Origin of the sequence: Streptomyces sp. NPDC005496, from assembly GCF_042872045.1 — a bacterium.
GTDB lineage: Bacteria > Actinomycetota > Actinomycetes > Streptomycetales > Streptomycetaceae > Streptomyces.
Genome location: NZ_JBIAJQ010000016.1, coordinates 197,996 through 207,905, shown reverse-complemented (window position 1 = coordinate 207,905; position 9,910 = coordinate 197,996). Strand labels below are relative to the sequence as shown.

Annotated in this window: 11 protein-coding genes; 8 read left to right on the top strand and 3 right to left on the bottom strand. The window is 71.5% G+C overall.

Annotation, left to right across the window (positions count from 1 at the left end; genetic code table 11):
* Positions 1-189: 189 nt before the first annotated feature.
* Positions 190-879 (bottom strand): lysophospholipid acyltransferase family protein, encoded by a 690-nt coding sequence (locus tag ACFYQQ_RS37330; RefSeq protein WP_121404305.1) that lies wholly within the window; start codon positions 877-879, stop codon positions 190-192.
* Between the two features lie 373 nt (positions 880-1,252).
* On the opposite strand from ACFYQQ_RS37330, the gene ACFYQQ_RS37325 reads away from it, so the two are divergent.
* The 3 genes from ACFYQQ_RS37325 to ACFYQQ_RS37315 all read left to right on the top strand — a co-directional run bounded on the left by ACFYQQ_RS37325 (position 1,253) and on the right by ACFYQQ_RS37315 (position 3,543).
* Positions 1,253-2,413 (top strand): glycerophosphodiester phosphodiesterase, encoded by a 1,161-nt coding sequence (locus ACFYQQ_RS37325; protein WP_355794235.1) that lies wholly within the window; start codon positions 1,253-1,255, stop codon positions 2,411-2,413.
* A 74-nt stretch (positions 2,414-2,487) separates the two neighbouring features.
* Complete coding sequence (locus ACFYQQ_RS37320; protein WP_388906962.1) at positions 2,488-2,994, top strand: sigma-70 family RNA polymerase sigma factor; 507 nt, start codon at positions 2,488-2,490, stop codon at positions 2,992-2,994.
* Positions 2,995-3,039: 45 nt separating this feature from the next.
* The gene (locus ACFYQQ_RS37315; protein WP_355796069.1) at positions 3,040-3,543 is read left to right on the top strand and encodes a GNAT family N-acetyltransferase; all 504 of its coding nucleotides are present in this window, start codon (positions 3,040-3,042) and stop codon (positions 3,541-3,543) included.
* A 73-nt stretch (positions 3,544-3,616) separates the two neighbouring features.
* Here ACFYQQ_RS37315 and ACFYQQ_RS37310 read toward each other — a convergent pair whose 3' ends face one another.
* Both ACFYQQ_RS37310 and ACFYQQ_RS37305 read right to left on the bottom strand, forming a co-directional pair.
* Positions 3,617-4,069 carry a hypothetical protein gene (locus ACFYQQ_RS37310; RefSeq protein WP_388906959.1) on the bottom strand — a complete coding sequence of 151 codons (453 nt, stop codon included), beginning with the start codon at positions 4,067-4,069 and terminating at the stop codon, positions 3,617-3,619.
* Between the two features lies 1 nt (position 4,070).
* Positions 4,071-4,430, bottom strand: coding sequence for a hypothetical protein (locus tag ACFYQQ_RS37305; RefSeq protein ID WP_356166657.1), 360 nt, complete (start codon positions 4,428-4,430; stop codon positions 4,071-4,073).
* 563 nt (positions 4,431-4,993) lie between these two features.
* On the opposite strand from ACFYQQ_RS37305, the gene ACFYQQ_RS37300 reads away from it, so the two are divergent.
* The 5 genes from ACFYQQ_RS37300 to cbiE all read left to right on the top strand — a co-directional run bounded on the left by ACFYQQ_RS37300 (position 4,994) and on the right by cbiE (position 9,909).
* Positions 4,994-6,037 carry an ATP-binding cassette domain-containing protein gene (locus ACFYQQ_RS37300; protein WP_355782189.1) on the top strand — a complete coding sequence of 348 codons (1,044 nt, stop codon included), beginning with the start codon at positions 4,994-4,996 and terminating at the stop codon, positions 6,035-6,037.
* Positions 6,034-6,777, top strand: coding sequence for a methionine ABC transporter permease (locus ACFYQQ_RS37295; protein WP_356166654.1), 744 nt, complete (start codon positions 6,034-6,036; stop codon positions 6,775-6,777). The genes ACFYQQ_RS37300 and ACFYQQ_RS37295 overlap by 4 nt, the downstream gene beginning before the upstream one ends.
* A gap of 60 nt (positions 6,778-6,837) precedes the next feature.
* On the top strand, positions 6,838-7,665 hold the full coding sequence (locus ACFYQQ_RS37290) for a MetQ/NlpA family ABC transporter substrate-binding protein (protein WP_355793634.1): 828 nt from the start codon (positions 6,838-6,840) through the stop codon (positions 7,663-7,665).
* A 263-nt stretch (positions 7,666-7,928) separates the two neighbouring features.
* Positions 7,929-8,567: a GNAT family N-acetyltransferase gene (locus ACFYQQ_RS37285; protein ID WP_355793632.1), complete on the top strand. Its 639-nt coding sequence runs from the start codon at positions 7,929-7,931 to the stop codon at positions 8,565-8,567.
* A 130-nt stretch (positions 8,568-8,697) separates the two neighbouring features.
* Entirely contained in the window at positions 8,698-9,909 is a 1,212-nt protein-coding gene (cbiE, locus tag ACFYQQ_RS37280; protein WP_356166650.1) for a precorrin-6y C5,15-methyltransferase (decarboxylating) subunit CbiE, read from the top strand.
* Position 9,910 lies beyond the last annotated feature (1 nt).

The following is a 9,910-nucleotide window of genomic DNA, read 5'->3' as shown; positions in this document are numbered from 1 at the left end:
CCATGCTGCCGGAGTGGTGGCGCAAGGGAACGTGCGTGGTCCCCGTCGCCGGGGCCGACTCTCCCGAGGGGTGACCGTCCCTGTGGGCGCCGTTGCGGGGGGGGGGGGGGGGGGGGGGGGGGGGGGGGGGGGCGGCGGGGCGGGGGGGGGGGGGGGGGGGCCGGGGGCCGCGGCCCGCTCGTCCGGTGCTTAAGCGGCCTTCGCCTTCGTGGCGTACATGTCGACGTACTCCTGGCCGGAGAGGCGCATGACCTCGGTCATCACCGAGTCGGTGACGGCCCGCAGCACGTAGCGGTCGCGGTCCATGCCCTCGTACCGGGAGAACTCCATCGCCTCACCGAAGCGGACCGTGACCCGGCCCGGGCGCGGGATGCCGGCGCCGCCGGGCTGGAGCTTGTCGGTGCCGATCATCGCGAACGGGACGACCGGGGCGCCCGTCATCAGGGTGAGCCGGGCGATGCCGGTGCGGCCCCGGTAGAGACGGCCGTCGGGGGAGCGGGTGCCCTCGGGGTAGATGCCGAAGACCTTGCCCTCCTCCAGGATGCGGCGGCCGGTCATCAGCGCCGCGACGCCGCCGTTCGCGCCGTCCCGGTCCACCGGGATCATGCCGACGCCGGTGAAGAACCAGGCCATCAGGCGACCCTTGAAGCCCTTGCCGGTGACGTACTCGTCCTTGCCGATGAACAGCACCTGCCGGTCGCAGACCAGCGGGAGGATCATCGAGTCGATGAACGTGAGGTGGTTGCCGGCCAGGATGACGGGACCGTCGCCGGGAATGTGCTCCACGCCCTCCACCCGTGGGCGGAACATCAGGCGCATGATCGGTCCGAGCACTGCCTTGATGAGCACGAAGCGGGACAACGGGCCCTCCGGTGTCAAGGGATCGGTATGAAGTATGTGCAGGTGAGGACGATACTCGCGGGCGCCCGGTGATTGCACATCGGGTTCACCGAGCGGATACGCGATGTTGACATGCGTTCACCTGCGGTGGCGTCCCGCGCGGCCGCCGCCGCGCCGGGGAAACATGTGACGGACGTCGCGGACGTACCGCCTGTCGGGTGACGTCCGGGACCGCCGCCGACCGGGTACCCGGACCCGCGCCCCCCAACCGGGCGAAACGCCAACTCGCGGACCCCACAGGACATCCAGCGTCACCCACGTGTTCCGTCCGAGGTCTCCCTCCCGTCACCCGCGGGCACCTACGATCGTCCCGCTTTGACAGGTGCAGGGCGGTACGGCGGGAGGAGCGCTCATGGGGACGCAGGAGACGGGCGAGCAGGGACGGGGTACGGCGCGGCGGGCACTGCTCGGCGCGGCGGTGCTCGGCGCGGGCGGAGCGGTCCTCGGGCTGCCCGGCGCGGCCAGAGCCGACGGGCGGCACGGCGGCGGCTACCGGAGCCTGCCGACGCCGACCGTCATCGGGCACCGCGGGGCCAGCGGCTACCGGCCGGAGCACACCTTCGGCTCGTACGAGCTGGCCCTCGACATGGGTGCGGACGTCGTGGAGGCGGGCGACCTCGTGCCCACCAAGGACGGCCACCTGGTGTGCCGGCACGAACCGGAGATCGGCGGCACCACCGACGTCGCCGCGCACCCCGAGTTCGCCGACCGCAAGACCACCAAGTCGCTCGACGGGGTCGCCACCACCGGCTGGTTCACCGAGGACTTCACGCTCGCCGAGCTGAAGACGCTGCGCGCGGTCGAGCGCATCCCCGGCACCCGCCAGCGCAACACGATCTACAACGGCCGCTGGGAGATCCCCACCTTCGAGGAGGTGCTGCGCTGGCAGGACGAGCAGACCCGCAAGCGCGGCAAGCAGGTCTGGATCTACCCCGAGCTCAAGCACCCCACCTACTTCCGCAAGCTCGGCCTCGGCACCGAGGAGCGGCTCGCCCGGCTGCTGCGCAAGCACGGCAAGGACAAGAAGAACTCGCCGGTCATCATCCAGTCCTTCGAGCCCACCAGCATCCAGCGCATGGACAAGCTGGTCGGCAACCCGCTCGCCGTGCTCCTCTCCAGCGCCGGCAGCCGCCCCTACGACTTCGTCGAGTCCGGCGACCCGCGCACCGTCGCCGACCTCGTCAAGCCCGCCGGCCTGGAGTGGATCGCGTCGTACGCCCAGGGAATCGGCCCCACGCTCGACCTGATCATCCCGAAGGACGCGAGCGGCAACCTCACCACGCCGACCACGCTCGTCGACGACGCGCACGAGGCGGGCCTGATCCTGCACCCGTACACGATGCGCAACGAGAACACCTTCCTGCCCGCGAACTTCCGCAAGGGCACCGACCCGAACGCCTACGGCGACGCGTTCGGCGCCTTCCGGACCTACTTCGCGACCGGCATCGACGGCGTCTTCTCCGACAACCCGGACACCGCGCTGCTCGCCCGCGAGGACTTCGTCAACGGCTGAGCCACCGACCCCGGATGGGGTGACACCCGGCCGCCCCGGCAACCACTCGCCGGGGCGGCGGCGTCGTGCCGCATATGACATCGGACATGGTTGCCACGCTGCGCCCGCTGCTCGCGGCCGAGGCCTCGGCGGAGGCATATGCGTCGGGCGCGGAACCCGGCGACCTGGAACAGGCGGTCTGGCTCCGCCTCCTGGAGCGCCTCGACACGGACGGACCGCCCCTGGACCCGCAGGGCTGGCTGCGCCGCGCCGTGCGCTCCGAGGCCCGCCGCAGCCGCCGTACGAGCCGCCTCGAACGGCCGTACGGCGCCGAGCCGGCCGAGGACCGGCGGCCGGGCCCGGAGCAGGTGGCCCTCACCGCCGCCCGCCACCGCGCCCTGCACGACGCGGTGCGGCGCCTGCCCGGCCGCTGCCCGCGCCTCCTGGCGGCGCTGCTCTCGCCCAAGGACCTGACCTACCAGGAGATCGCAGGCGAGTTGGGTATCTCACAGGGCAGCCTGGGCCCGGAACGTTCCAGATGCCTGGGATGTCTGCGTCGATTGCTCACACCGGAGGTTGCGGCTCTCGAAGCGCGGGGATAGGAGTGGGGGACAACCGGTAAACAGGTGAGCGGGAGGCATGCACACATGGGCATGAGCGTGACCATCTCGGGGGCGACCGAGCAGGACGCCGAACAGATCCTCAAGCTGCAGTACCTCTGCTACCAGAGCGAGGCCGAGCTGTACGGCGACTACAGCATCGAACCCCTCACCCAGCCGCTGGACTCCCTGAGGGCCGAACTGGCCCAGGGCACGGTCCTGGTGGCCCGGCTCGGCGACGAGGTGGTCGCCTCCGTGCGCGGCGTCGTCGACGCCGACGGCACGGCGCGCATCGCCAAGCTCATCGTCCACCCGCGCATGCGGCGCCACGGCCTGGGCGGACGCCTGCTCTCCGCCATCGAGGCACGTCTGGGCGCGGACGGAGCCGCCAAGTCCTACCAGCTGTTCACCGGTCACCGCAGCGAGCACAACCTGCGCCTGTACCGGAAGCACGGCTACGCCCCGGTCTCCCGGGAGCGGGTCGACGAGCGCCTCACCCTGGTCACCCTCGCGAAGGGCGCAGACGCGAGCGCCTTCGTCACGAGCGCCTAGCGGTTCGCCCGCGCCGGGCGCCGTCCGTCACGGGCGGTGCCCGGGGCTCCGGATGCCCGTGCGTCGACGGCGGTCAGACGTCGGTGCGGGCCCGGCGGAGCCAGTACATCGCCGTCACCGGCAGCAGCACCGGGATGAAGAGGTAGCCCATCCCGTAGTCGGACCAGACCGTCGCGTCCGGGAACGCGGACGGCTCGACCAGCGTCCAGGTGCCGACGATCAGGACGCCCGCCAGCTCGGCGGCGCAGCACACCAGCGCCGCCCGGCGGGCCGTCTCGCCGCCCCGCACGAGCGAGTACGTGATGAAGCCGTACACCAGCCCGGCGACGGCCGACAGCGAGTAGGCCAGCGGGGCCTTGTCGAACTCCGTCGAGATCTGCACCGCCGACCGTGACACCGCCCCGACGACCATCACGCCGTACAGCCAGACCAGCAGCATGCCCGGCCCGCGGATCAGCCGGACCCGCTTCCCGCCCGGTGCCGGGTCCTGCCCGCGCACGCTCCCGTGCTCGTCGGCGGCCGCCATCTCAGCCTCCCCAGATGTCGTAGAGCCGTACCTCGAGGACGGCGAGGACCGCGCCGCCGGCGGCGACCGTGACCGAGCCCCAGCGGGTGCGCTCCGCCAGCGACATGAACCCCGCGGCCGGCACGCACGCCACGGCACCCAGCAGATACGCCACGAAGATCGTCGTGCCCTGCTCCGGCTTCTCGCCGCGCGAGAGCTGGACGACGCCGACGACCAACTGCACCAGGGCCAGCAGCGACACCACGGCCATGCCGATGAAGTGCCAGTCCTTGGTCGGCTGGTCGCGGTAGGCGGCCCAGCCGCACCAGGCGGCGAGCACGAGCGCGGCGACGGCGGTCGAGACCGTCAGGGCATCAAGCATGCCGTGACCCTATTACGCACCAAAAGGCCCGCCGCGCCCGCCCCCGGCGAGGCCCGGGCGGGCGCGGCGCACCGGCGGGAGCCGCCGTGGTGTTGACCACAGCCGACGGAGGCCGGGCCCGGCGCTCCCGGCACGGCACGCGCCGCTCCGCCCCGTCCCCGCTGGTCACGCGCGGGAGAACGGAGGGGCGCCGCGCGCGGGACCACCGTCCACGGCTGTCCGCTATTCGGACAGGGGTGCCGGTACCCGTCCGTACGTCTGCTTTACTGATCCCATGACCACGACGAGCAGCCGCATCCTTGCGACCGAGGCGACCACGACGCCCGGTGCTCGTTGTATGTGTCGAATGTGCGCCTTCTGAGGGCCCCCGCACCACCCCTGAGCCTCGCGCCCCGAAGCGAGACAGCTGTGCCCTGTCCGTAGTCCCTGCGTGACGGAGCCGGCCCCCGCGCACACGTTCTCCCCGGTTCGCTCGCCATCGCGAGAACCGTGCCGCGTTCCCGACCGAATGCACCCGTGCCGGGGCACACCCACGCCCTGCACTCGACAGTGACGGAAACCCAGTGATCACGACAACGGGCCTGACCAAGGTCTACCGCTCGCGCGGCCGTGAGGTGACCGCCCTCGACGGCGTCGATCTGCACGTACGCGAAGGCGAGGTGTACGGCGTCATCGGCCAGTCCGGCGCCGGCAAGTCCTCCCTCATCCGCTGCGTCAACCTCCTGGAGCGCCCCACGGCCGGCACGGTGAGCGTCGCCGGACAGGACCTCACCGCCCTCGCCGGACGCGGCCCGCGCGCCGGCCGGGAACTGCGCAGGGCGCGCAGCCACATCGGCATGGTGTTCCAGCACTTCAACCTGCTGTCCTCGCGCACCGTCCAGGACAACGTCGAACTGCCCCTGGAGATCCTCGGCGTCTCCGGCCGGGAGCGGGCGCGCAAGGCACTCGAACTGCTCGACCTGGTCGGCCTCTCCGACAAGGCGAAGACCTACCCGGCTCAGCTCTCCGGCGGACAGAAGCAGCGGGTCGGCATCGCCCGCGCCCTGGCCGGCGACCCGAAGGTGCTCCTCTCCGACGAGGCCACCAGCGCCCTGGACCCCGAGACCACGCGGTCCATCCTCCAGCTGCTGCGCGACCTGAACCGGCAGCTGGGCCTGACCGTCCTGCTCATCACCCACGAGATGGACGTCGTGAAGAGCATCTGCGACTCGGCCGCCCTCATGCAGGACGGCAGGATCGTCGAGTCCGGCACCGTCCCGGAACTGCTCGCCACCCCCGGCTCCGAACTGGCCGCCGCGCTCTTCCCGGTGAGCGGCGACGCCTCCGCCGACGACCGCACCGTCATCGACGTCACCTTCCACGGTGAGGCCGCCACCCAGCCGGTCATCTCCCAGCTCTCGCGCACCTACAACATCGACATCTCGATCCTGGGCGCCGCGATGGACACCGTCGCGGGCAAGCAGGTCGGCCGGATGCGCATCGAACTCCCCGGCCCCTACGAGGAGAACGTCGTGCCGATCGGCTTCCTGCGCGAGCAGGGACTGCAGATCGATCTCGTCGGCCGGGCGGCCCAGCAGTCCGCGTTCGTGAAGGAAGGTGCCAAGTGACCTGGTCGGAGATGCAGCCCCTGCTGTCCCAGGCGTGTTGGGACACGCTCTACATGGTGGGCTGGTCCACGCTGATCGCGGTCGTCGGCGGACTGCCGCTCGGCCTCCTGCTGGTCCTCACCGACCGCGGCGGACTGCTGCAGAACGTCGTGGCCAACAAGGTGATCGGGCAGGTCGTGAACATCGCCCGCTCGATGCCGTTCATCATCCTGATGGTCGCGCTGATGAGCTTCACCCGCACCATCACCGGCACGACCATCGGGCGGGAGGCGGCGATCGTGCCGCTCGCCATCGGCGCCATCCCCTTCTACGCGCGGCTCGTCGAGATGTCCGTCCGCGAGGTGGACGACGGGCTGGTCGAGGCCGTCCAGTCGATGGGCGGCAGCACCTGGAAGACCGTACGCAGCGTCCTCGTGCCCGAGGCCCTGCCGTCGCTGATCTCCGGCGCCACCACCACGGTCATCGCGCTCATCGGCTACTCCGCCATGGCGGGCACGGTCGGCGCCGGCGGACTCGGCGACATCGCCATCCGCTACGGCTACCAGCGCTTCGAGACCGGCCTGATGTGGATCACCGTCGCGGTGCTCGCCGTCGCGATCTCCTTCCTCCAGTTCGGCGGCGACTTCGCCGCGCGGGCCCTGCACCGCCGGGGCGCCAAGTCCGGCCCCCTGCTGCTCTTCCGCCCCTTCGGCGGCGCCCTCCCCGCCACGGTCGCGACCGACGCCGTCAAGAAGGGCTGACCCCAGACTCCCCGTCCCACCCAGACGGGGCCGCTTCACCCATAAGGAAAGGCACTTTTCGTGCGTAACACCGCCAAGATCACCACTGCCGTCCTCGCCGCCGGAGCCCTCACCCTCGGCCTCAGCGCCTGCGGTTCGGACAAGGACTCCGCCTCCGACACCAGCGGTCCGCTGGTCGTCGCCGCGAGCCCCGTCCCGCACGCCGAGATACTCGACTTCGTCCAGAAGAACCTGGCGAAGAAGGCGGGCCTCGACCTGGAGGTCAAGGAGTTCACCGACTACGTCACGCCGAACACGGCGACCGAGGACGGGTCCGTGGGCGCCAACTACTTCCAGAACCAGCCCTACCTCGACGACTTCAACAAGAAGAAGGGCACCCACATCGTGCCCGTCGTCACGGTGCACCTGGAGCCGCTCGGCCTGTACTCGCACAAGGTCAAGAAGGCCGACGACCTCAAGAGCGGCGCGACGGTCGCCGTCCCGAACGACACCGTCAACGAGGCGCGCGCGCTCAAGCTCCTCGACGCCAACGGCATCATCACGCTCAAGGACGGCGTGGGCAACGAGGCGACCCCGGGCGACATCGTCAAGAACCCGAAGAACCTCAAGTTCAAGGAGCTGGAGGCGGCCCAGACGCCCCGCTCCCTCGACGACGTCGACGCCGCGGTGATCAACGGCAACTACGCCATCGAGTCCGACCTCAAGCCCGCCGAGGACGCCCTCGTCCTGGAGTCCGCCAAGGACAACCCGTACGGCAACTTCCTCGCCGTGAAGAAGGGCAACGAGGACGACCCGCGTGTCAAGAAGCTCGCCAAGCTGCTCACCTCGCCCGAGGTGAAGAAGTTCATCGAGGACAAGTACGCCGGTTCCGTCCTGGCGTCCTTCTGACCGTCCTGCCGCGCCGCGACGAGGAGTCCGCGGGGCGCGAACCTCCTCGCGCCTTCCGCCGAGGGGCAGTTCGCCGGGGAACGGACGAGGTCCCGTCCCGCCGGTGAGCACCGCCGGACGCCCTCGTCACCGCACGGGGTCCACTCTTCACCGGGAGTGGACCCCGTGGTGCGTTCCGGTGCTTCCATGCTGCATGCTGGGCAGTTCAGCAGGCCCGACGATTTCCGACGGCCCGACGGTTCCCGAAGGTTACGGAGCGGCGCATGACGAGCACCTTCCCCGGCATCTCCATCAGCACGGAGCGGTTGGTGCTGCGCCCGCTCGAGGAGGACGACGTCCCGGCCCTGGCCGAGATGATGAACGACGAACTGGTCGCCGCCTGGACGTCCGTGCCCCAGCCCTTCACCGAGGACGGCGCCCGCCGCTGGATCTCCGAATACGCGCCCGACGAGCGCACGTCCGGCCGCGGACTCGACCTGGCCGTCACGGAGTTCCTCACCCAGCGCCTGGTCGGTGTCGTCCAACTCGGCAGGACCAACTGGCACATCCGGTCCACCGAACTGTCGTACATCATCGCCCCCTGGGCCCGCGGTGAGGGATACGCCTCCGAGGCCGCCCTCGCCACCGCCCAATGGCTGTTCCGCGACCAGAAGTTCGAGCGGATCGAACTGCGCACGGCCGCCGACAACACCGCCTCCCAGCAGGTCGCCCAGAAGATCGGCTGCATCAGCGAGGGCGTCCTGCGCAACGCCTGCATAGCGCGCACCCGCACCGAGGACGGCACTTGGGCCGACCTGCGCACCGACTTCATCGTGTGGAGCCTCCTGCCGGAGGACCTCGACGGTGTCGCCGAGGAACTCGCCGAGACGACCGGCTACACGTCGTACTCCGACTGGAACTGACACCGCGGGAGCGCTTCCACCCCCCGGGGGCCCGTCGCGGCGCCGTGCGGCCGCACCAGGTACCCTCACGGAGCCCGTGCGTGGGCTGTCCCCTGACACGCTGCGAAAAACCCTCTGGAGACTGACGACGATGGCCGACCGGGTCACGGTGATCGGCTGGGACGGCTCGCCGCTGACCGCCGCGGCGCGCTCCGCTCTCGGCGCCGCCACACTGGTGGCGGGCGCCGGCCACCACCTCGAACTCCCCGAGATCCCCGCGACCGCCGAGCGCGTCCGCCTCGGCAGCGTCGCCCTCGCCGCCCGCCGCATCGCCAACCACCGCGGCACCGCCGTCGTCCTCGCCGACGGGGACCCCGGCTTCTTCGGAGTCGTACGCACCCTGCGCGCCCCCGAGTTCGGCCTCGAGGTCGAGGTCGTCCCCGCCGTGTCCTCCGTGGCCGCCGCCTTCGCCCGCGCCGGGATGCCCTGGGACGACGCCCACGTGGTCGTCGCCCACCCCCGCTCGCTGCGCCGCGCAGTGAACGTGTGCCGCGCCCACACCAAGGTCGCCGTCCTCACCTCGCCGGGTGCCGGCCCCGCGGAACTCGGTCTGCTCCTCGAAGGCGTCCACCGCACCTTCGTCATCTGCGAGGAACTGGGCACCGACCGCGAGCAGGTCAGCGTCGTCACCTCCGACAAGGCCGCCGACCACACCTGGCGCGACCCCAACGTCGTCATCGTCATCGGCGGGTTCGTCGCCGCGACCGAGGGCGGCGGCTGGATCGCCGGCCGCGAACCCGGCGCCGGCCCGCGCGGCTGGGCGCTGCCCGCCACGGCGTACGGCGGCGAACTCGGCGAAGGCGAAACGGATCTGCTGCGCGCGGCCCAGCTCGCCCGCCTCGGCCCGCGCATCGGCGACCTGGTGTGGGACATCGGCTCCGGCAGCGGCGCCTTCGCCACCGAGGCCGCCCGCACGGGCGCCGCGGTCATCGCGGTGGACCGGGACCCGGCCGCCTGCGCCCGCACCGAGGAGTCGGCCCGCCGCTTCGGCGTCCAGGTGCACGTCGTGCCCGGCACCGCCCCGCACGTCCTGGAGAACCTCCCCGAGCCCGACGTCGTACGCGTCGGCGGCGGGGGAGCGGCGGTGGTCTCGGCCGTCGCCGACCGCCGCCCGCAGCGCATCGTGACCCACGCGGCGACCCGTGACGCGGCCGAACTCGTCGGCCGGGACCTGACCGAGCACGGTTACCAGGTCGAGTGCGCCCTCATCCAGGCCGTCGAACTCGACACACGGGCCTGGACGGAGAAGGAACGGAGCGTCGCGTTCCTGCTCACAGGGCGTCTGCCCGATCGCGCCCCGTGAT